The organism is Halobacillus locisalis, from assembly GCF_013694105.1.
In the GTDB taxonomy this organism is placed as follows: domain Bacteria; phylum Bacillota; class Bacilli; order Bacillales; family Halobacillaceae; genus Halobacillus; species Halobacillus locisalis.
In genome coordinates this window covers 117,843-138,656 of sequence record NZ_JACEFG010000004.1, presented here as the reverse complement: position 1 = coordinate 138,656, position 20,814 = coordinate 117,843, and the positions used below count along the sequence as shown (strand labels likewise).

General features: G+C 43.3%; 21 protein-coding genes. 7 read left to right on the top strand and 14 right to left on the bottom strand.

What is annotated here, in order from left to right; all coding sequences use genetic code 11:
• Window positions 1-59: 59 nt before the first annotated feature.
• The gene (locus H0266_RS17560; RefSeq protein ID WP_181473754.1) at window positions 60-2,195 is read right to left on the bottom strand and encodes a putative bifunctional diguanylate cyclase/phosphodiesterase; all 2,136 of its coding nucleotides are present in this window, start codon (window positions 2,193-2,195) and stop codon (window positions 60-62) included.
• A 206-nt stretch (window positions 2,196-2,401) separates the two neighbouring features.
• On the opposite strand from H0266_RS17560, the gene H0266_RS17555 reads away from it, so the two are divergent.
• Complete coding sequence (locus H0266_RS17555; RefSeq protein WP_181473753.1) at window positions 2,402-2,566, top strand: hypothetical protein; 165 nt, start codon at window positions 2,402-2,404, stop codon at window positions 2,564-2,566.
• Between the two features lie 213 nt (window positions 2,567-2,779).
• Window positions 2,780-4,231 carry a hypothetical protein gene (locus tag H0266_RS17550; RefSeq protein WP_181473752.1) on the top strand — a complete coding sequence of 484 codons (1,452 nt, stop codon included), beginning with the start codon at window positions 2,780-2,782 and terminating at the stop codon, window positions 4,229-4,231.
• Window positions 4,232-4,521: 290 nt separating this feature from the next.
• Here H0266_RS17550 and H0266_RS17545 read toward each other — a convergent pair whose 3' ends face one another.
• Window positions 4,522-5,292 carry an alpha/beta fold hydrolase gene (locus H0266_RS17545; protein WP_181473751.1) on the bottom strand — a complete coding sequence of 257 codons (771 nt, stop codon included), beginning with the start codon at window positions 5,290-5,292 and terminating at the stop codon, window positions 4,522-4,524.
• Between the two features lie 229 nt (window positions 5,293-5,521).
• Here H0266_RS17545 and H0266_RS17540 point away from each other — a divergent pair, with 229 nt between their 5' ends.
• Window positions 5,522-6,121, top strand: coding sequence for an SCO family protein (locus H0266_RS17540; RefSeq protein ID WP_181473750.1), 600 nt, complete (start codon window positions 5,522-5,524; stop codon window positions 6,119-6,121).
• A gap of 38 nt (window positions 6,122-6,159) precedes the next feature.
• Here the strand turns inward: H0266_RS17540 and H0266_RS17535 are convergent, their stop codons facing one another.
• On the bottom strand, window positions 6,160-7,059 hold the full coding sequence (locus H0266_RS17535) for a DUF1002 domain-containing protein (RefSeq protein ID WP_181473749.1): 900 nt from the start codon (window positions 7,057-7,059) through the stop codon (window positions 6,160-6,162).
• Window positions 7,060-7,245: 186 nt separating this feature from the next.
• On the opposite strand from H0266_RS17535, the gene H0266_RS17530 reads away from it, so the two are divergent.
• Window positions 7,246-7,632, top strand: coding sequence for a DoxX family protein (locus tag H0266_RS17530; protein ID WP_181473748.1), 387 nt, complete (start codon window positions 7,246-7,248; stop codon window positions 7,630-7,632).
• Between the two features lie 226 nt (window positions 7,633-7,858).
• Window positions 7,859-8,383, top strand: coding sequence for a type 1 glutamine amidotransferase domain-containing protein (locus H0266_RS17525; RefSeq protein ID WP_181473747.1), 525 nt, complete (start codon window positions 7,859-7,861; stop codon window positions 8,381-8,383).
• Between the two features lie 584 nt (window positions 8,384-8,967).
• Here the strand turns inward: H0266_RS17525 and H0266_RS17520 are convergent.
• The 4 genes from H0266_RS17520 to H0266_RS17505 all read right to left on the bottom strand — a co-directional run bounded on the left by H0266_RS17520 (window position 8,968) and on the right by H0266_RS17505 (window position 13,096).
• Window positions 8,968-10,125 carry an acyl-CoA dehydrogenase family protein gene (locus tag H0266_RS17520; RefSeq protein WP_181473746.1) on the bottom strand — a complete coding sequence of 386 codons (1,158 nt, stop codon included), beginning with the start codon at window positions 10,123-10,125 and terminating at the stop codon, window positions 8,968-8,970.
• Window positions 10,126-10,277: 152 nt separating this feature from the next.
• On the bottom strand, window positions 10,278-11,075 hold the full coding sequence (gene ytvA / locus H0266_RS17515) for a YtvA family blue-light photoreceptor (protein WP_181473745.1): 798 nt from the start codon (window positions 11,073-11,075) through the stop codon (window positions 10,278-10,280).
• Between the two features lie 82 nt (window positions 11,076-11,157).
• Complete coding sequence (locus H0266_RS17510) at window positions 11,158-11,721, bottom strand: nucleotidyltransferase family protein (protein WP_181473744.1); 564 nt, start codon at window positions 11,719-11,721, stop codon at window positions 11,158-11,160.
• A 487-nt stretch (window positions 11,722-12,208) separates the two neighbouring features.
• Window positions 12,209-13,096, bottom strand: a complete 888-nt coding sequence (locus H0266_RS17505; protein ID WP_181473743.1) for a LysR family transcriptional regulator — start codon at window positions 13,094-13,096, stop codon at window positions 12,209-12,211.
• A 179-nt stretch (window positions 13,097-13,275) separates the two neighbouring features.
• On the opposite strand from H0266_RS17505, the gene H0266_RS17500 reads away from it, so the two are divergent.
• Entirely contained in the window at window positions 13,276-14,253 is a 978-nt protein-coding gene (locus tag H0266_RS17500) for a YeiH family protein (RefSeq protein ID WP_181473742.1), read from the top strand.
• 73 nt (window positions 14,254-14,326) lie between these two features.
• On the opposite strand, the gene H0266_RS17495 is transcribed toward H0266_RS17500, so the two are convergent.
• Both H0266_RS17495 and H0266_RS17490 read right to left on the bottom strand, forming a co-directional pair.
• Entirely contained in the window at window positions 14,327-14,614 is a 288-nt protein-coding gene (locus H0266_RS17495) for a hypothetical protein (RefSeq protein ID WP_181473741.1), read from the bottom strand.
• Between the two features lie 17 nt (window positions 14,615-14,631).
• Window positions 14,632-15,096 carry an NUDIX hydrolase gene (locus tag H0266_RS17490; RefSeq protein WP_181473740.1) on the bottom strand — a complete coding sequence of 155 codons (465 nt, stop codon included), beginning with the start codon at window positions 15,094-15,096 and terminating at the stop codon, window positions 14,632-14,634.
• Window positions 15,097-15,296: 200 nt separating this feature from the next.
• Here H0266_RS17490 and H0266_RS17485 point away from each other — a divergent pair, with 200 nt between their 5' ends.
• Complete coding sequence (locus H0266_RS17485) at window positions 15,297-15,749, top strand: GNAT family N-acetyltransferase (protein WP_181473739.1); 453 nt, start codon at window positions 15,297-15,299, stop codon at window positions 15,747-15,749.
• A 67-nt stretch (window positions 15,750-15,816) separates the two neighbouring features.
• On the opposite strand, the gene H0266_RS17480 is transcribed toward H0266_RS17485, so the two are convergent.
• The 5 genes from H0266_RS17480 to H0266_RS17460 all read right to left on the bottom strand — a co-directional run bounded on the left by H0266_RS17480 (window position 15,817) and on the right by H0266_RS17460 (window position 20,802).
• The gene (locus tag H0266_RS17480; protein ID WP_181473738.1) at window positions 15,817-16,968 is read right to left on the bottom strand and encodes an AI-2E family transporter; all 1,152 of its coding nucleotides are present in this window, start codon (window positions 16,966-16,968) and stop codon (window positions 15,817-15,819) included.
• A 524-nt stretch (window positions 16,969-17,492) separates the two neighbouring features.
• Entirely contained in the window at window positions 17,493-18,512 is a 1,020-nt protein-coding gene (locus tag H0266_RS17475; RefSeq protein ID WP_181473737.1) for a MoeB/ThiF family adenylyltransferase, read from the bottom strand.
• Between the two features lie 24 nt (window positions 18,513-18,536).
• Window positions 18,537-19,334, bottom strand: a complete 798-nt coding sequence (locus tag H0266_RS17470) for an SDR family NAD(P)-dependent oxidoreductase (RefSeq protein WP_181473736.1) — start codon at window positions 19,332-19,334, stop codon at window positions 18,537-18,539.
• A gap of 250 nt (window positions 19,335-19,584) precedes the next feature.
• Window positions 19,585-19,740, bottom strand: coding sequence for a hypothetical protein (locus H0266_RS17465; protein ID WP_181473735.1), 156 nt, complete (start codon window positions 19,738-19,740; stop codon window positions 19,585-19,587).
• 315 nt (window positions 19,741-20,055) lie between these two features.
• Entirely contained in the window at window positions 20,056-20,802 is a 747-nt protein-coding gene (locus tag H0266_RS17460; protein ID WP_181473734.1) for a LysM peptidoglycan-binding and 3D domain-containing protein, read from the bottom strand.
• Window positions 20,803-20,814 lie beyond the last annotated feature (12 nt).

The following is a 20,814-nucleotide window of genomic DNA, read 5'->3' as shown; positions in this document are numbered from 1 at the left end:
CTCCTTATTGATAAAGTTACTTTAGGTTCTTCGTGCCCTCTGAGAAAAGAAGCGTGAACCTATAGGCTCACGCTTTCAGCAGGGGTCGGCTTACTAAAATAGTAGCCTTGATATTCGTAACATCCTTTTTGTTTCAAATAGCGGATATGTGCTTCTTTTTCCACACCTTCTGCTATAATCTGAAGGCTTAGGCTTTTGGCCATGGCAATGATAGCACTGACAATGGCGACATCGTTTTCACCCGCATCGATTTGATTGATAAACGAACGATCAATCTTGATGGCATCTACCGGCAGTCGGCTCAAGTAACTCAAAGAGGAAAATCCGACCCCGAAATCATCAAGGTGAACCTTGATTCCTCCTGCCCTCAGCTTTTCTAATGTCTCGATACTACGATCGAAATCCTGTAGCACCATCGTTTCCGTAATTTCGACAATCAAGCTCTCTGGAGATAAGTCCGATTGCTTCAGCGCAGCAAACACTTTGTCTGGTAGATAACGATCGACAAATTGTTTAGCTGATAAATTCACTGAAACCTTCAAATCAAGTCGTTCATATTTTTGTTGCCATTCTTTAATTTGATCACACGCCTCTTGCAACACCCATTCTCCCAGTTGAGTAATCATCCCACTCTCTTCGGCAAGACCGATAAAGTAGTGCGGGGACAGCAATCCATATGTCGGGTGATTCCAACGAATTAATGCCTCATAGCCAATCACTTCAGAGGACCGTCCACAAATTTGCGGTTGATAATGCAAGACGAACTCTTGTTTATCAAGTGCGTGGTGCAAGGCTTGTTTCAGAACCATCTCTTCACGGATTTCCTTGCTCATATTAGAATCATACAACTCATACCGATTCTTTCCATTACGCTTCGCTTTATGCATCGCGGCATGTGCATAGCGTAACATCGCCCCTTCTTCCTTGCCATCATAAGGAAAGAAACTGACACCGACACTCACTGTTGTATAGTATTCCCGTTGGTCAATGGTGAACGGCCGCTTCATCGATTGAATCACATGATCTGCCATATCGCACACGTCATCTACTTCAGTTGCTTCTTTGAGAAGAACAACGAACTCATCGCTGCTTACCCTTGAGATGACACAATTTCTCCTAGCAAAGATTTGGTTCAAGTGCCGCGCAAACTGACGCAATAGCTCATCACCTTTTTCGTGCCCCCAGGAGTCATTGATCATTTTAAAGTTATCCAAATCGATGATGAGAAGCCCCAACTTCGTTCCATTATTTCCGGCAATCTCAAACTCTTTTTTGACAAGCTCAGAAAAATAATCTCGCTGGATCAACCCTGTCAATGAATCAAATTGAGAGAGCTTACGCAATTGACTTTCGGTCTTCATTTTCACTAACTCATGCTCGATTCGATCAGCTAAAATTTGAAAAATCGCCCTGCTCAACGGACCATTGATCAAGGGTTGGTCATCCATAATAGCAATGATGCCAATCACATCACCATTCGAGTTTAACAGCGTTTTTCCGAAATAACTCTCGATATCATGCCTCTGAAGAAAGTCATCTTCAGGGAATCGCGCTTGTACATCTTTCGGATAAAAGCACTCATTCGTCTGAATGACACCCTCACAAGGTGTATGCTCCAAACTGTATTCAAAACCCGATGTAATTTGCCCATTCTGATACATAGAAATGGTTGTGATCACATTTCTATCTTCTCCCGAAACCTCTCCTACCACCACCGTGCTTACGCGTAATGCCTTAGCTAAATAGCGGACGAAAAAATTGAAAAAAGATTGCCCGTTAGATGTCGAGAACGCTTCTCCAATTTCAGTAATCGAATTCTTTAGTTGCTCGAGTTCATCACGGCAAGAGGAAGCGGAGACAGACAATCCGCTGTAACCGAGGAACTCCCCGTCTTCTGCATAATAAGGGGTCACCACATCTTTTGCCCAGCGATAGCCTGACCACCTTTTCAAACGATAACTCAAATGAAACGTCTGTTCTTGCTTCCCTTCCGCAATGACTGCCTTCAGCGTGTCGATATCTTCATTATGGAGGAGACCTTTCAGACCTTGCTGATTTATAATCCGTTCTTCAACGCCCAAATCACGTCTTAACACATCGTTAAAATAGATGTTCTGATCCTTTTGATCAAAGAACCACATAGGTATGGAAAGCTGCTTGAGAGTTTTCCAAGGATGATCGATTATCTGAGCCATTCCTCTCACCTACCACTCTGAATTTAAAACCACCTTTAATAAATATCGGAAAATTTCGATAAGAATCAAGAAATATGCTCTATTTAGTCAAATTTTTTATTGGGTGCTGAGAATCGATTTCTGATGCATAAATGTTATCTACATGTTTATGATACCTCTATAAACAGGAATACTATTAGAGACAACATCCATAAGGAGGCAAGACGATGGCCAGAAAAGGAAAGATCACTCCCCCGAGCGATTTCGCTCAAGTTTTCAGTCATTCCCTAACCTACAACAAATCCTTCACTCCACGAGAAGTGGACCCTGTCGATGAACAATCCGAGAGTGACGCTATGCTGAATCACTACTTGGATGAAGAAGAGAAATAGAGCTGTACACCGACTTTGGTGTACAGCTCTTTTTTTACGCCTTTTTCCTTCATTGATCACGATTTACCAGAAAATTCTGTTATGATAATGAAGAATACGTTCATGGGTAGATTGTCGTTTTTTTAAAAATTTTTAAGTCAATATTAAATCACGCACATCATTACATATCCATCATAAGAATGACAAAATCTTACGTGAAGAAAGGAATGAACTATGAAGAAGCAAGCCAACAAACAAAAGGCCATAATCATCATCGCCGTACTTCTTGTTTTTGGAATCGGTGCATATGTCACGACTTCAGGCGAAGGAGAAAGGCTGACATCTGAACAAGAACCACAACGAAAAGCGAAAGCTGTCGATCAAGACAAGCTGCCGATAGAATGGGCTGAAGTCGAAACAAAAGAGGAATTGAATGATTTCTATAGACGGCAAATACCGAAAATTGATCAAATCAGAGAACGAGAGCTGATGACCTCTCCCGGGCAATCGATGACGGTCCCTGATAAAGAAGGCCGTGTCCAAATCAATGAAGTGTGGCATAGCGGTCAACAAATCTTTTACTTATACAGTATCGACCTCTCCCTGCTTGTTGAAGAAGAAGGCGACACTAATCATTACTTGAATGATCCACCACAAGTCGATCAACTGAAGATTGAAGAAACCGGCGACATACAATCTCAAACCCTTCACGCTTTCAGCTCACTCAGGCATAATGAAGCGGTCATCTTTGAGAACCGATTATATGGCATCATCCATTCTATGCCGATCATGAAAGAAGGGATGGATGACCCCTATATGAGTTTCTCTCAAATGCCGGAATCCTTTCAAGGAACGGCAAAAACATCGATCCGCTTCCGTATAAACGGGGAAACGATCGAGACCGAGGCGATCCCAGTCCCGTACTCTTATGATCCAGACAAACAAACAATTGCCACTCTACCGTTCTCCGGGTCTTATTCAGACAACGGATTGACTATCGAACCAACAGAATTGGTGATGAGTGTCTCCACCAATTATATAAAGATGAGAATCAAGGATGATAACAACCTATTTAACCATACGCTCGAAGGACGAGTGATAAGCGATGATCAAGAGGTTCCATTCAGCCCTCGTTTACAAAAGATCGACGGGGAAGAAAATATGTATCGTGCCTTTTTCGGTCCATTGAATGAGTCATCCACAGAAATCCCGGACAAGTTGTCCTTAGATATTCGAAACGTTCATTTGATTAAAGAGAATCCCTATTCGTTCACTTTCGAGCTGCCCGAGCTTGAAGGAACGGACCATGTGAATAAGGAATTGACGAAGAAAGTAGCCGAGAAATACGAAACGAATGTGTACTTACAGGATATGAACTATCATAAGAATCACGGCCTCACCTTATCTCTTAGGTACACACCAAAAGATGCCGGCCAAAAAGAGAAGCTAGTCGGCACTACCATTTTCAACGGACAGACACCCCCAGATCAAACCGATCACATAAGCGTTGTTACCGATAACGGCAATGATGGATTCGTGGGGACAGGCGGGTCAGAAAGAACGTCTCGCCTGGACATTCCAGATTCTCTTTTAGATGGTGCATCAAGCGTAACCGTTACGTTCAATGAAGTCGTTGTAGCCAATAAAATCGACCAAACCTTTACTATAGATACACAGTCAGAGTAAGCAGAGGGAGTACCCTCTGCTTTTTTGTTTGTTGAATACGTGTACTGCTGTGATAAGCTTCACCACGTAAAATGGTGGAGAAAGTCCTCTTCTCAACTGTTTTGACTTCATATGAATCAAAAAAGACTTGAGAGAAAGATTATCTAATCACTTCATAGCAAAAACTAATTACAAAACTGCAGAGATAAAGGTTCTCCGACCACTTTATTAGAGTTCTAACTATTAAAACAGTCGTGAATCAACAATCACTCGCTTAATTTCTTTATCCAGAAACAGACACCTGTAATTTCTTACACGAGTCGTTTTTCTACGACAAACCGCTCAATCATCTCATGGAATTGAGGCCAATGAGTAGCCGGGATCTGGTGGTACGCCCTCTCAATAACCCCAAGCGTAACATCTGGACATTGACGATAGTAAAACGAGTGATGATTGATCCAAAACTCCTTAGCTCCATAAACAAGTAGTAGCGGTGCTTTCAATTGGTCAAGTCGCCGGCTACAGTCATAATGATGCCCTCGGTTATAGTACTCATACCATACGTCTGGATCAGACTTTGCCATATGTTCACTTAATTCCCTTTTAATATCGGCCCGACGGAAATGGGAATGGCTAAGCAGCTTGGCGAGTGTTTCCGTACTCTTCTGCACCCACCTCATCCCGACTTCAAATTCAAAATGGAGCATCCCTGTCACGACTTTCGGAAATCCTCCAGCTAAAATCAGCCCCTTCACTCGATCTGGAAAGGTCAATGCGGTTTCTTGAGCAACCATCCCTCCGCAGGAATACCCTGCGATGATGGCTTTGTCTAGTTTTAAATGATCTAACAAATCGATGATTTCACGAGCATAAAAGCTGATATCCGGGGCTCTAGTTACCGTTTCAGAATCACCATTTCCACTTAAGTCCGGAAAAATCATACGATAGCTTTTCACCAGATCATGTTGCTGCCTGAACACCTTCCTCCCCATCCCTGGAGGATGGATCCAGACAAACGCCTCTCCGCTTCCTCTATCTTCGTAAAATAATTGTTTTCCTTTGTCATTTGTATAATAAGGCATATGCATCCCTCGCTCTTAATCGTTCTTATTAGCGTCTGCAAAAGAGCCTCATTTATACAAATCTTACAGGTTCATGATCAAGGATATCACGCATAAATTCAGTCAGGTTCGTGCTCGAAAATATATACCAATGTTTGTCGATTTACGCAACAAATCCCCCTAGCGTTGACAGCCCGTTTTCAGCAGTCGTAAACTGAAGAAGAATGCTCTTTCCAGAAAGGGGAACATTATGAAAAGAATCCTCACGATCGGATTACTTCTTTTGTCGGCCACTCTTCTTACGGCCTGCGGATCAAGCAACAATGGACAATCGGATGAAGCTATTGAAAATACATTAGGTTGGGAAGTCGGGACGTTAGAGGCAACAAACCAGGACGGCGAATCGTTCTCTACTGATGATGTGGAAGGAAAAGTATGGATCGCTGATTTCATTTTCACTTCCTGCGATACCGTTTGTCCACCTATGACCCGCAATATGACGAAGATTCAAGAAGGTTTGAAAGAGGAGAACGTGGATACTGAAATTGTATCCTTCAGCGTGGATCCTACGGTAGATACTCCGGAGAAATTAGCTGAATTCGGTGGAAAATATGGAGCCGATACGAGCAACTGGCACTTCGTTACAGGGTATGACCAAGAAACGATTGCTGAATTTGCGAAAGAAAGCTTCAAGACACAAGCTGATAAGATCGAAGGCAATGACCAAGTCATTCACGGGGCTTCCTTTTATTTAGTCGGTGAAGATGGGACGGTATTACAGAAGTACAATGGTTCACAAGATGTTCCTTACGAGCAAATTGTCGAAGACGCCAAAGCCGCTTCTGAATGAAAAAATCCTCTGAGCAGTGATCAGCTCAGAGGATTTTTTTAATTGAGTAATGAATTGATGAAATTAGACAGAGAACGGAAGAAATCCCGCACGCCATTTGTTACACTGTTCCAGAACCCATCATCGTTGATTAGGTCCTGCAAACTTCCCGTTAAATCATTCAACTGATTTCGGACTTGATCAAAATCGATATTCAGATTCCGCATCTGTTCGAATAAATCAATCAGACGTTGGCGGTCCTCTGGACTTAATTCAATGTTCAAGGATTGCAACTGATCTTGAACGATTTGTTCAATTTCTTCTCTCGTTGCTGGGTCTTGCTCAGCAATCGCTTTTTTGATTTCCGTCAGCAGTTCACTGATCTTCGCTTGGTCGATTCCTTGTTCTTCGGCAATATCGGTCGCGATATCCAATTCATCGCTCGCCACTTTCATGCGTCCTTCGTCAAGCTTGACCCCTTTAGCATCGTACGCTTTGTAGATTCCAGTGAGCGCAGAATGACCACTTACTTTGACAGATGACGCCACAAGGACGTCGGCATTCTCGACACCTGCTGTTAATAGTGCATTCGTGTACATTTCTTTCGATACTTGTGTAATATTTTCAGGTGTCACGATATCAATCGCTAAACCTTGTCCGTTATCTTGATGTATGATTTTCACTGATGAATACATGTTCGAATTCGGATTCCCACCGATATAATTGGCGAGATCCTGTCCATTGACTGTAAATTCATCGACCTGATCATGTTGATCCACTTCTAACAGCTCAGCCACATCCGTTTTTTGCGTATCTGTCAAAGCTGCTCCGTAAACGACGATTGGCAATCCAAGTTTTTCATTAATCCCTTGATCTCCCGTCGAGGCAAAACTTGCACTCGGAAGAATCAAACTAAACAAAACGAAAAAGACTGTAACGACATTTACCCATTTTTTCATAACTGTTCGACCCCTTACCATGATGGTAGTTTTAACACTTCAATCAATCTATGCCAAACCTTATCCCTATTATACCTTACCCACATTAGTAGCACCTACCGTTTCTTTTCATTTACAATAGAGATGTAGTCTTTATACGGATGACAACCTACATACGTTTCACTATGAAGAGAGGACGTGCAGGTAATGATGTTACTAAAAAGGATTGGACTATACGTATTCGCAGCGGCTTTCTTTTTTGCAGGCGTCACACACTTTATTTATGACCACGGTTTTGCAGCCATGCTTCCTTCCTGGGTACCGTTAAAGCTTGAAATCGTCTATGTGTCAGGCATTATGGAGTGGTTGCTAGCTCTACTTCTTATTTTCCCGCAAACGAGACGAGCAGCAGGTATAGCCACAGCTTTATTCTTACTTCTAGTCGTTCCAGCCAATTTTTATGCAGCTATTTATGGTATTCCCGCACCTTGGAGCGAAGAAACGAACCAAACAGCGCTATGGATTCGGATCCTTTTCCAACCGCTACTGATCTGGTGGGTTCTCGCTGTATCGAAAGATTCGAACGAAACCTGAAGATTTGATAAACTATAAGAAAAGCGCAAGCGTCCCGGGAGACACGACACGCATAAGCAAAACGGCTGGAGGAAGGCGGATTTTCCTTCCGCAAGACGGATTGCTTATGTCAGGAGTGTCTGGGCGCTGGAGCTAGACAATGAAAAGCGCAAGCGCCCTGGGAGCCACAATCAGGGTTGAAATAGGAAGCTAGTAGTATTCTTACCACATTTAAAGGAGGTTGTTTATGCGTTTAGAAGGAAAGAAAGCCATTGCCCTCGTGAGTAAAGACTTCGAAGACTTAGAGTTATGGTACCCTCTGCTTCGTTTGCAAGAAGAAGGAGCAACGGTGCATCTCGTTGGTGAAAAAGCCGGAGAAGAGTACCCCGGGAAATATGGGGTGCCCGCTACAGCCGATTTAGCCTTTGACGATGTGAATCCAGCTGATTATGACGGGATTCTTGTCCCAGGTGGTTGGTCACCAGATAAACTTCGTCGTTACGACAAAGTGATGGAGATGGTGAAACATATGGATGAGCACCGCAAGCCGATTGGCCAAATCTGCCATGCGGGCTGGGTTCTCATTTCTGCAGACATCCTGAAAGGCAGAAAAGTCACAAGTACACCAGGCATCAAAGATGACATGATGAACGCAGGCGCAACTTGGGTTGACGAAGCGGTTGTGACCGATGAGCACATCGTGTCTGCACGCAGACCACCAGATTTGCCGCCTTATGCAAAAGCTTATGCAGACTTGTTAGCCGAACAATAAATACAGAGTGGATTCTCTATTGGGAGAATCCACTTTTTTATGGTGGTTCCTAAAAGGGAACTTAAACCCAAAAAATGTCCGCTCCAATATGTGAAACGGACATACAGTATGTTGAGAAGCTACTTTCGGTTCTTCCATGTTGAGAAGGGACCGGCGGCGTGGAAACGACTCCCTTTCCGCAGGCGGCGGTGAGCTTCTCTGGCCGCTTCGCGCTCTGCGGGATCTCAACCCAAGCCCCAGGGTCCTGCAGGAGTGTCGCCGTTTCCACGCCACCTTGCGAGAGGAAGTGTGAACCTCTTGAAATCCCCTACAAAGAGGGCTGCTACGAATAAACGCACAATGTTTGGCAAGGTTCTGTTCCCACTATTTGTAGCATAGTGGGATGGAAAACGGGGAGACTCCCGCGGGAGAAGGACCTAGGCGAGACCCCACAGAGAGTGTCAACGAACGAGGAGGATTGCCGGTTACCGGCAGGAAAGCGAGTCGTTTTCCATCCCACGGTATTCTTATATAAAAACAGAACCTCTGCACAGACTTCTGCAGGCAGCCTGCATGTCCGCTCCACATTGTGGAACGGACATTTCTTATTGCAACGCTCGCTTCGCTAACATACTGACTACCGCGTCATCCATCGGCGGGTTATGCAACCCGGCGCGCACGTCACGGTAATATTTTTCAAACGGATTATGCTTGGAAAGCCCTCGGCCTCCAGCAATCCGCATAGCTAAATCGACGACTTCATTGGCCGCATTCGTAACGGCTAATTTGACCGCAGCTAATTCGGGACCGATCTGGTCACGATTCTCAGGCTCTTCATCCCACTTCCTTGCGACACTATATAAGTAGGAATGAGCCTGCATCAGCTTCCATTCCATCTGACCGATTTTATCTTGGATATGGGACACTTCCGAGATCGTAGTATCCAAACTGTTCGGCTGAAAATTCTTGGCAAACTCGATCGCGTCATTTCTTGCTGCAACGGCTATGCCAAGATAACAAGCCGGGATATGCAAGAGCCACCCTTTGGCAGAGGACTTGCCTTCTCCCTTTATTTCGACTAAATCTGTTTCATGTAAGACTACACGGTCTAACACAAGGTCATGACTTCCCGTGCCCCTCATCCCTAGTGTATCCCATGTATAGTCAACAGAAATGCCTGGCTGGTGCCGGTCAATTAAGAACCACCCTACTTGATCGAGGTCTTCGACATAGGCGGAAACGATGTAGTAATCCAGGTGATCGACCATCGACGCAAAAGTTTTCCTTCCTGAGACAATGTACTGACCTCCATCCCGGACTGCTTTCGTCTCCGGAACACCTCCTCTTGTCGGACTTCCGGTTGCCGGTTCCGTTGCCATCCGATTCACGACTTTCTGTTCATCCGCCACTTCTTTCGCCAGTTTTTGAAAAGTTTGTGGATCCCACAATTGATCGTCAGTTAACTCCATCATGACGCCGACGTGCCAGCCGATCGATAACGCGACCGCACCGTCTCCTTCTGCAATCTTCTCTTGTAACAACAAGAATTCATAAAGCGATAGATCTTCTCCACCATCTTTCTTAGCTAAAGCGAGCGAGGGGTAGGATTCTTCTTTAATCACCTTCAATGTATCCGGTGAGAAATCCGCCTTACGATCCGTGGTCTCTACGTGCTTCTTTGCTTCTGCCGCTATACGAGTTGCTTTATCAAAAAGCTGTTGTTGCCGTTCATTCTTGATCCAAGTCTCGAGAATTGAATGCATCGGTTTCCACTCCTACGTTGATGTTTATCTAAATCATACAAAATTAGTCGGCTTTATTCTAGTGACCCGCTCACTTTCTTAACAAAAGTATTCCCTTTTTCATCCTATGTAAAAGCCCGACTCCATCCTCTGATGAAATCGGGCTTCTCAAGTTACTTACGAATCGATTGTAGCGCTTGTTTAACGGAAGCGTAAGTTTGTAAAGATAAATCTGTGAAATCAGCAAACGGAGTGCTTTCTATTGCAAATGATGGCTTAATTCCTGTGATGACCAGAGTAGTCCCCATCAAATCCAGTAGTTGGTTCATTTGATAAATCCCCATATGTACCCCTTCATTATAGGAATGGACGGCTGACAAGTCCATAATCAAGTAATCGTCTTTCGATTCCATAACATGATGACTGACATTCTCAAGCATTTGCTGCAGACGATCGTCATCAAGAGTTCCCACTAAAGGCAATACCGATATCCCTTCTTCCACTGGTACAATCGGTGTGGATAATCGTTTGACTTCAGAAAGGTAATGCCCGATCAATTCTTCCTGCTCTCGACGTTTCGTGACATCCTTTTGCACGCCTACAAAATACATTTGTCCCATCTGCTCAACATAGACAGGGTAGATTTGAAGTTCGTTCCAAAAAGGTGTTCCGTCTTTTTTGTAGTTTTTAATTTCTACATACGTTACTTCCTGATCCTCTATCCCTTTTTTCAATTTCTTCACAGATGCTGGAGTGGTCTCTTCCCCTTGAAGAAATCGGCAATTCCTCCCCAAAATCTCGTGCGACTCATATCCGGTTAAATCTTTGAACCCTTGGTTGCAATAGATCATCGGATTATCCTCTTGCTCAGGGTCCGTAATCACCACTCCCGCCCCTACACGATCAATAGCTGCTTTTATGAATTCGTTTTGCTGGATTTCTTCTAATTTATCAAATGTATAATAATCCATTATGATTGATCCCCTTTTAAGTGGAATGAATACTTTTATAGTAAAATGAATCGAAGAAAATTTCCAATCAAAACTTAAATTCTCACCAAGGAACGATGGTCAATTGAGGCCACTTTTCCTTCCAGCGTTCTGCTTTAGAACGATACACCTCTTCTGTTACTAAACGCTTATTCGGCCGGACAATGAGCGAGAATAAATCGTCCAAACCGAAGGGCGCGTAACATTCGTACCTGCCGCCCACCTTCTTAACACCGATAGCTGAGGCCGTTGTAGGCCACGTATCGATGGCATCTTCTAAGGACATATACGGCTCTATAGATTGGCTGAATTTTTTCTCATACCAAAGATGGACGAGGGCTTCATTTTTCACATCGATTTCGAAAGGGAAGTCCTTCAGCTTTTGCTCAAGCTTCGATTCTAATTCCTTTTCTTCATCTAAAGTCGTACCAGAACCATTATGAAAGTAGACGATATCAGCATCTTTAATCCCGTACGTTGAATCGTATCCGTGAAGGTTGTTCCAGACCGTTTGGGTGATGCATCCTGCTGCTATGTAATAATCATCGAACAATGGATCAGCGGCTTCAAATAGTCGTTGAAGGTCTTCATGCTGATCCACGATTTCAATCAATCTGCGCTCACTCATCCGATCACCTCATACTTTTATATAACAAAAAAGGCATGCCTCTCTTCGAAACACACCTTTGATATTCATGTTTTATGGACGGGATCAATGATAAGCTATGTGCCGGTCCTTACCTGGTCTCTTCCTTTGGTGTTTTGTAAACCTTCTCTACTTCTACTCCCAGCGTCTTCAAGTAATCGACAATCTGGTCTAGGCTTTTCATGTTTTCACCTCAGTATTATGATCAAGATTTGGCTCGAAACCACACCTATTCGTTTCGACTATCCTCTTTACGAAATCCATCTCGAAAACGTTTCAATTCCTTGCATATTCTACGATACCCCACACTCTAAGAAAGTATGCAAGTTTTTTGCAATTCCATGTTCTCGATCAGCCGATTATTTAAAGGGACTCTATACGTTTACTTCGACCCTACCCATGTCATTCCCTCTCCATAGTTTAATGATATCAGAAAAAAATCTCGATAAATATCATCATTTTGTGACAATTACAGCGAATATTTTTTCTTCACCTCTTCTATGAACACGCCTGCATTTTTCGAAATTTCTTCCTCGTTGACCGGTGTAACAATTGAGAAATAGCGGACGGCGCTCTTAATGTAGGGAATCGTCATGATTAAATCTTCGGCATTCGTATGCTTGACGACCGTTCTGGATATAAACGACAGGCCAAGGCCTTCTTTGACACTTTGAACGACACCATGATTGCTGCCGATCGTAATCAGTTTTTTCGGGCGAATATTGTACGACTCTAACATCGAATCCATCATCGCCCTCGTACCTGAGCCACCTTCTCTTGTCAGCCATGTTTGGTCTTGCAATTGATGAAACGTAACGGGTTCATGCTTACGCAAGGGATGGTCCTTGGGAACAATCACGACCATTTCATCTTCCATGAAAGGAGAAGACGTGAGTCCTTGATGGTGAACTTGCCCTTCAACAAGACCCACATCCAATTCATGGAGCTGAACAGCCCTGTTGATGCGCTCTGTATTTGCGATTTGAATCATCAAATCAATCGCTGGGTATTTCTCATCGAACATCTTCAAAATCGATGGCAAAATGTACTCACCCACTGTGTAACTGGCGCCTATATGAATGGTTCCTCGAAGCTGATGTTGAAATTCATAGACCTCCGCTTTCGCTTTCTCAATGACTCCACTTATCTGCCTCGCTCTTTGATACACCATCTCACCTGTTTGTGTCAGCTTAAACCGTTTCGGTGATCGATCGATTAACGTCGTGGAAAAATAGGACTCTAAATTCTTGATGTGAAAGCTCACCGTCGGTTGAGATAAATTCAACCTTTGGGACGCCTTCGTAAAACTTTTTTCATCTACGACGGTGATGAAAGTTTGCATCGATTCGAAATCCATTCTACCACTCCTTATCATTAATAATATTAATGATTAACATTATAAAGTTTTATTTTACTAATGTTAAGTGCAGGCGTATAGTGTTAAAAGGAAATCAATGTCTGATCGTTTACACTCGAAGTAAACAAACAAAAAAAGACCTATTCACTTTAACTTTAGAAAAGAAAGAGGGATTCGTTATGAAGATTGCCTATCGTCCCTTATTATCCGGTATCGGATTTACAGCAATTGTCGCTTCTCTAGGCTTCACCCTGGCACAATTACCTGTTCTCAACAAAACAGGTCCGCTTGCTGTCGCTATATTACTCGCAGTTTTGTACCGGCACTTCTTCGGTTATCCGGAGGCGATCCGTTCTGGCATCCAATTCTCCGCTAAAAAGCTGCTTCGTCTTGCCATTATTCTGTTCGGCTTACGTTTAAATATGAACTTGATCTTAGATGAAGGCCTCCCACTTTTATTAAGAGATCTAGGAGTCATTGTGTTCGCGATTGGATTGATGGTATTTCTTGCGCGTATATTCAACGCCGATGCTTCCTTATCCATGCTTCTCGGTATCGGTACAGGCGTATGTGGAGCATCTGCGATTGCGGCGGTTTCACCTATTTTGAAAGTCAAAGAAGAAGATACTGCAATAAGCGCAGGACTAATCTCTATTGTAGGAACCATCTTTGCGATTGGCTACACGCTTCTTCGCCCGCTTCTACCTTTGGATGCGGAAGCTTACGGCATGTGGGCCGGAATCAGCTTGCACGAAGTCGCTCATGTAGCGCTTGCCGGTGCCCCTGCTGGCGAAGAGGGGTTAGGAATGGCTCTCTTATCCAAGCTCGGACGTGTCTTTCTACTCGTTCCGTTGAGCCTTCTATTAATCTGGTTTATGAAAAATAAGAAAAACGAAGAAACCGAGAATAGCATCACTTTCCCATGGTTTTTACTCGGCTTTCTAGCCATGAGCTTAATCGGAAGCTACTTCATCCGTATTCCTGAAGATGTCTTAGGTCATATCGCGTCTCTGACATCGTTTCTATTGACGATGGCGATGGTCGGGCTCGGCCTGAGTGTCAGTTTGAGAGATTTAAAGCATAAAGCCTTAAAGCCGCTCCTTCTACTCATCCTCACATCCATTCTGTTGTCAGTTTTGAGCTATTGGATCGTTTAAGGCAGTCATGGTTTTCCGAAACTAAAAAGCATCGAATGAAAAATTTCATTCGATGCTTTTTTAAGTTTGTGCCCTATGCTTTGTTCTCGTCTTTTTCCTTATCTTCGTCCGCTATGTAAAAGTCGATTGCATGATCAAATTCATCTCGGGAAACATGACGTGTACTCCCTTGTTCAACATCCGCTTTTTTCGTGGATTGGGGTATTGGCCTCGCATCGTAGTCACGCGATTTACCACTATACAGATCATCATGTGGAGTATAAGCACGGTCTTCGCTACCAGAGTGTGAGGTCTTCCCGAAGTATTTAAACATTTGCACGATGATGACGATGACAATCAACCCTAGCATGAAATAAGCCATATAAATCCCTCCATTACTTAATCAATCACTGGTAACGTGACGTCCTTAGCCCAATCCAGAATGAATACTTCCTGACGATCATTTAAGTTCTCGGGAAGGTCATCTTTTTTGAAGAATTGATGCTCTTTCGTTTCGCTTCCTTCATGAATCAGTTCCCCTTCAAAAGATTTCGATTTGAAAATAATTTGAACACTGTAAGCTCGATCCTTATTCGGATAAGTGGCGAAACATTTCTCCCCCGAATAAATACCGAACAATTCAAGGTCTTTGACTTCTAACCCTGTTTCTTCCAACGTTTCTCGCTTCGCTGTTTCCTCAAAGCCTTCCCCGATTTCCATTAACCCACCCGGGATACACCAGTTATCCAAGTCCGTTCGATGTTGAAGTAGAATGTGACCTTCTTGTTCTATGATGACGCCACATCCGACCGTCAATAATGTTTCATGCCCGATCAACTTTCTCATGTCCTTAATATAATCCATCTGTTTTCCCCTTTTTTATTCAGCTTTGCTATGGGCTATAAATGGAATTTACAAAGGATGATCCCCCACCATAGCAATGTCTTTTTCCTCTTACCGTACCATATATGGGATATAATAGAAACTCGATTTCCAACCTCATTCCCTTTCATTCTCCCATAGATTTGCTAGAATGGGGACATGGTTGATGAAAGGATGAGTACATGGCTATTGATATCCTTTCCCATAGAGATCCTAAGGTCGCAACGGATATCCTAAAAATCCAACAGGAGTCCTATGCGGTTGAAGCGGAATTAATTAACTTCTCAGATATTCCTCCATTCCGTGACTCCGTACAATCGATTGTAGAGAATGATGAAACATTCATCGGATACATGATCGAAGAAAAAATCGTTGGAGTCCTTGCTTATAAAGAAGAGCAAGAGGAAATTGATATTTACAGAATGATGGTTGATCCCGCTTATTTCAGAAGAGGAATAGGTGAATCGCTTCTGAAACATTTGTTTGCTACGATGCCGAATAAACCGGTCGTCGTTCAGACAGGGAAAGGGAACGAACCCGCCGTCAATCTTTATCTTAAATATGGGTTTGAACCAGTGGATGAAGTAGAAGTAGAGCCAGACGTTTGGATTGTGATGATGAAAAAAGCACAATAAATGAAGACCAGAGGGATGCGGCTAAAGCGAGCCAACATCCCCCTGGTCTTTTTCTCATTCAGGTATCCTATTCTTCTGTTTCATACTGATCTTCTTGATCGACATAGCGGTTGTAACGCTTCTTAAACCATACATAGAGATGGGTCACAAACACTTTAATGATCGCATAACCCGGTATGGCGAGGATGATCCCAACGACGCCGAACAAATGGCCAGCTGTCAAAAGCACGAAGATAATCGTGACAGGGTGAATATGCAAGCTTTTCCCCATAATCTGCGGAGAAATGAATTTGCCCTCCAGCAACTGGACGACCGTCCATACAAAGGCTAATTTCAGAACCATAAATGGTGATGTAACGATTGCGATAATCAACGCCGGCGTAATCGCAATCATTGGTCCTAAGTACGGTACAACGCTTGTCACACTAGCAATGGCCGCTAATAATAACGCATAGTCAATGCCAATGATCAAAAAGCCGATGTACATCATGATCCCGATACAGAAGCTGACAATAATCTGCCCTTGAATATACGCACTCAGTTGATGATCGATTCCTTTGAAGACGCTCATCACTTCTTTTCGAGCTTTTGGAGGAAAAATATGAACAATCTTGTTCGGCAGTTTATGTCCGTCTTTCAATAAATAAAACAAGATAAACGGCAGAGTGACAATGGCAATCACAACGTTAGTCAGAGTTGTGATGAAACTGGTGATTCCCTCAACTGTTTGAGCAGCATAAGTTGATAAATCAGGCAGTTGGTTCAGTATTCCATTTACGTCTTGGAATAGATCATTATAGTAATTGCCTACAACCGAACTGCGAAGCCATTGGTCCGTTGTGTTGACTAAATCACGCAAATATTGAGGTAATTCTTCCGCTAAACTGATGAACTGTTTTTCCAGAAACGGAACAATCAGAATGATCAACAACGTAATGAGCCCGACCACAAGCATAAGCGTAATGATGATTCCCCAAACGCGCTTGATTCTCCATGATTCCATCATTTGAATGATGGGGCGAAGTAAATAGTACACCACTACTGAAAGAATGATCGGTAAGGCTACGGTTTTAACAAAAACTAGAACCGGGTGAAATAGAAACCCTACTCGAGAATACACGAGTATATTTAAGCCGATGATCAACAGAATGCCAAGTATGTACAACAAGGTACGACCACCAAAGAAACGGATGATTGGTGTTGAATCCCAGCGATTCATTTCCTTCCCCCTTTGTGACCCTCTTTTTTATAAATTCTACCATAAGTAGAACAAAACGATAGAAAAAGAAAGGTCCTATTATAGAATATTATTCTTGAACACGTTCTGGTCCGTTCACTCTTAGGAGAGTCTGGGAGAACTGGAACCTCAATTCGGACATTTATCCAAGCGATCCGGACAAGAGATGCACGATATCATACATTCAAGTGCTCAATTCGGACAAGCGATCTATATCGGACATTTGCTCAGCGTCTTCGGACAGACTGTTCACTTTTCCGCCACACCTTACATCTTATTTCGAGGAGAACCCCCCAGGGACAGAAAAAAGAAAAACGCGCCTATGTAGAAGGCGCGTTTCGTCTAATATCTTCTGCGTTTACGCATGAACTTCCTAATAATCGGATACACCATCGGGCCATATTTGAAGACTCTCTTTAACAAGCGCCCCATCAGTAAAGCCTCCTTTAATTATTGTCTGTTGTTTATGTATTCCCATTTTAATAGTCATACAAACAATGGAAAGGTCAGCCACCGACTATACGCTGATAGATGGATTTCGCTTCTGTCACATCTTTCGTTCCATGGACAAGGACACGTCCATCTTTAAAAAACACTAGACGATGCGCACCTTGATCATAAGATAACAAGAAAGGGTTCTCTTTCACTTCCCCATCCACCAACCGCTCTTTCAACTCTTCGAAATCTCTATCCCCCATCTGTCCAGGTCTGATTTGTACCGTGTCCCTTCCGCAGAGAACGGCTGTTTTCGTTTGAGTTTCCATAGATAAAGAAGGGTATGTAGGGTCATTTCCACAAGATGGACAGTCCCTTTTCTTCACATTTTTTACAGATATGCTTGAATACCTATGGTTCCAAAGGTCAAACGTCACAAACTTTCCGTGAATCGCTTGCTGATCGCCGACAAGTATTTTCAATACGTCTGCCACTTGGTGAGCCGTCACCATCTGCACAGCCGGGCTGATGACACCAACCGTATCACACGTAGCCCCGCCCATCGGAACCGAATCCAACAAGCAGCGGAGACAGGCATTCTCTCCAGGCAATATCGTGTAGCTGACTCCGTGACTGCTCACACATGCACCATACACCCAAGGGACGTTATACTTTTGAGAAATATCATTCATGAGTAAGCGAGCTTCAAAATTGTCTGTTGCGTCAATCATGACGTCGACTTCTTCGACCAACGACTCAAGCGTCTCTCTTCCTGCGTCTTGGACATATGCTTCAATTGTTACCTCCCCATTGATTTGACCCAAGCGCTCTTTCGCAGCAATGACTTTAGGGAGTCTATCACTCGCATCGTTTTCAGAATAAAGCTGTTGCCGCTGTAGGTTGCTCCATTCGACATAATCACGATCGATCAATGTCAGCTTACCGATTCCAGCGCGAGCGAGCTGCTCAGCACAACTTGTCCCTAGCGCACCAACACCTAGAATAAGTACATGCTTTTGACCGATAAGGACTTGTCCCGAACTTCCTATCGGTGCAAATAGGCGTTGTCTTGAATAACGATCCTTACTCATGATGAATCTCTCCTTGTTTACAAATTAGCGCATGACGCTTCCGCCAGAAATCTTCAATGACTCCCCGATAATATTTTCTGAAGCGTCCGTCAGTAAATAGACAATCGAGCGTGCGACTTCTTCCGGGGTAGAAAGCCGGCTGGAAGGAATCCCTTGTTCAGCTAACTCCCTTTGTTCTTCATAGCTTCGTCCTTCGCGTTCCCCTTTGCTTCGAATAGCCTCTTGCCCCATCGAAGTATCCACATACCCCGGGCACACCGCATTCACACGAATACCATACTCAATAGCCTCATAGGCAAAAGACTGAGTGAATCCAGTTATGGCAAATTTAGAACCACTATAAGCGGTATTCCCATGTGTTCCCCTCAAACCTGAGAGAGAAGATAGATTAACAATTGACCCGCCCTTTTTCTTCATATGTTCATAAACAGCTTGAGTGAATAGAATCGTTGAAAAGAAGTTCAGTTCCATCACTTTTCGTAACTCTTCTTCAGTCAGTTGATCGAGAGGTCCTCCTCCTATGATACCTGCTGAATTGACTAAGCCTGTAATATCCCCTATTTCATTGCGCGCTTGTGAAACAATCTGTTGCCGTCCACCATCTTCATTTAGATCCGCAACAACGACTGCAACCTTTGCATCTTCATTTATCGTAGCACACTCTTCTTTGAGTGCTGCTAATTTCTCTTCGTTACGCCCTGTGACGGTTACATGTCCTCCGCATCGCACAATTTCTTTCGCCACTTCGTAACCAATTCCACCGGTAGCACCCGTAATAATGATGTGTTGGTCCTGTAATGCTTCTTTTGAAAAAATAGACAAATTACTCGCCTCCTTAAAACTGTAAATAGCCTAATTTCACTCAAGCGAAACGCACATCATCTCCTTATTAAGGCTCACTGAGAAGTATGTTGATGACGACTTATTTAGGTTTTGGGCAATAAAAAATCAGCGCTTAAGTGACAGATTCTGTCCTTAAAGCGCTGATCCACGGAACTCCTCTTTTAAAGAAGTTTGACATGTTAATTCTCATTTTGTTTCTTCGCATAGCATTCCTTCACCACGTCAGATGTTATTTACGCTTACTGTTCTGCTTGCGGGAAGCAAAAAGTGTTTTCCCACTCTTGGTGCGCTTTGCACTTTTGACTTTCGCTGCAGACTTGCCTTCTGGACTGTTCTTGTAATCCTCATCAAAAAGCTCACGCGCTTTAGAATATAGCAGAGTCATCGTGGTGACCTCCTTTTCTTTATAGGGTTATAAATCGATTCCCCTTGATAATATTAGTAAAACATCACAAACGCAACAAAAAAATTTTTATTTTTATATTTTTCTTTTTCATCTATTTTGAATCTGGTTCCCACCTAGGAGAAGCCGTTCTGTTGATCGAATTCCAAACTCCTGAATCCGTTTCTTTTTACATCAATAACACACATGAGATTCATGTTTATTTTGTAGAAACGCGGGAATTCATTCTTATAAATATATCTTTATTTATACTAGAAAACAGACGACACGAATGTGCCGCCTGTTTACCGTTTATAATTAGTCTAGGATCGTTACTTCAACGTTTTGGCGCCCGAAGTTCAATGCATCGGAACGACTTGGCATGAATACATCGATACGGTTACCTTGGATCGCGCCACCGATGTCTCCAGCTACAGCACGTCCATATCCTTCTACATAAACTTCTGTGCCGAGAGGGATGACGTTAGGATCTACCGCGATGACTTTACGGTCTGGGTTTGCACGAAGGTCAATACCTGTTGCTGTTACACCAGAGCAACCTGTGCAATAAGCCGTATAAGCTGTTGCTTCTACATTGATTGTGCGACCTTCTTCTTGAGAAGACTGCGTAGATTGCGTGTCATTTGTGCTTTGCGTAGATGCTTGTACTTCTCCGTTCACAGCAAGCTGTTGTCCAGGATAGATAAGGTTTGAATTCAATCCGTTAGACGCTTTCAAAGAAGATACGCTTACGCCGTAATTCTGAGAAATGCTGTATAGAGTATCCCCAGAACGAACCGTGTACGTGTCTGCTTGTGCGTTAGTTGATGCCGTCTCAACTGTTGCGTTGCTATTTTCATTGATTTGTAGAGCTTGACCTGGATAAATCAAGTTGGATGTTAGATTGTTTTCTTGTTTTATATCATTGACGGATACACCATTGTTCTGAGCAATGCTCCAAAGCGTATCCCCTTTGTTTACCGTAATCTCTTCTGCACTTGCTGTAATTGTTGTAGTCGCCATAATCCCAGTGACCGCTGCCAAAGATAAAATTGTTTTTTTCATTATTGATTGCCT

What these genes read in the sequence shown, in the direction of transcription:
- H0266_RS17485 (WP_181473739.1), top strand. Translation starts at nt 15,297, where the DNA reads ATGGCTATTGATATCCTTTCCCATAGAGATCCTAAGGTCGCAACGGAT.
- H0266_RS17465 (WP_181473735.1), bottom strand. Translation starts at nt 19,740, where the DNA reads ATGACTCTGCTATATTCTAAAGCGCGTGAGCTTTTTGATGAGGATTAC.
- H0266_RS17520 (WP_181473746.1), bottom strand. Translation starts at nt 10,125, where the DNA reads ATGCATTCAATTCTCGAGACTTGGATCAAGAATGAACGGCAACAACAG.
- H0266_RS17505 (WP_181473743.1), bottom strand. Translation starts at nt 13,096, where the DNA reads ATGGATTTCGAATCGATGCAAACTTTCATCACCGTCGTAGATGAAAAA.
- H0266_RS17490 (WP_181473740.1), bottom strand. Translation starts at nt 15,096, where the DNA reads ATGGATTATATTAAGGACATGAGAAAGTTGATCGGGCATGAAACATTA.
- H0266_RS17550 (WP_181473752.1), top strand. Translation starts at nt 2,780, where the DNA reads ATGAAGAAGCAAGCCAACAAACAAAAGGCCATAATCATCATCGCCGTA.
- H0266_RS17500 (WP_181473742.1), top strand. Translation starts at nt 13,276, where the DNA reads ATGAAGATTGCCTATCGTCCCTTATTATCCGGTATCGGATTTACAGCA.
- H0266_RS17535 (WP_181473749.1), bottom strand. Translation starts at nt 7,059, where the DNA reads ATGAAAAAATGGGTAAATGTCGTTACAGTCTTTTTCGTTTTGTTTAGT.
- H0266_RS17545 (WP_181473751.1), bottom strand. Translation starts at nt 5,292, where the DNA reads ATGCCTTATTATACAAATGACAAAGGAAAACAATTATTTTACGAAGAT.
- H0266_RS17495 (WP_181473741.1), bottom strand. Translation starts at nt 14,614, where the DNA reads ATGGCTTATTTCATGCTAGGGTTGATTGTCATCGTCATCATCGTGCAA.
- H0266_RS17480 (WP_181473738.1), bottom strand. Translation starts at nt 16,968, where the DNA reads ATGAATCGCTGGGATTCAACACCAATCATCCGTTTCTTTGGTGGTCGT.
- H0266_RS17560 (WP_181473754.1), bottom strand. Translation starts at nt 2,195, where the DNA reads ATGGCTCAGATAATCGATCATCCTTGGAAAACTCTCAAGCAGCTTTCC.
- H0266_RS17475 (WP_181473737.1), bottom strand. Translation starts at nt 18,512, where the DNA reads ATGAGTAAGGATCGTTATTCAAGACAACGCCTATTTGCACCGATAGGA.
- H0266_RS17525 (WP_181473747.1), top strand. Translation starts at nt 7,859, where the DNA reads ATGCGTTTAGAAGGAAAGAAAGCCATTGCCCTCGTGAGTAAAGACTTC.
- H0266_RS17555 (WP_181473753.1), top strand. Translation starts at nt 2,402, where the DNA reads ATGGCCAGAAAAGGAAAGATCACTCCCCCGAGCGATTTCGCTCAAGTT.
- H0266_RS17460 (WP_181473734.1), bottom strand. Translation starts at nt 20,802, where the DNA reads ATGAAAAAAACAATTTTATCTTTGGCAGCGGTCACTGGGATTATGGCG.
- H0266_RS17540 (WP_181473750.1), top strand. Translation starts at nt 5,522, where the DNA reads ATGAAAAGAATCCTCACGATCGGATTACTTCTTTTGTCGGCCACTCTT.
- H0266_RS17510 (WP_181473744.1), bottom strand. Translation starts at nt 11,721, where the DNA reads ATGAGTGAGCGCAGATTGATTGAAATCGTGGATCAGCATGAAGACCTT.
- ytvA (WP_181473745.1), bottom strand. Translation starts at nt 11,075, where the DNA reads ATGGATTATTATACATTTGATAAATTAGAAGAAATCCAGCAAAACGAA.
- H0266_RS17530 (WP_181473748.1), top strand. Translation starts at nt 7,246, where the DNA reads ATGATGTTACTAAAAAGGATTGGACTATACGTATTCGCAGCGGCTTTC.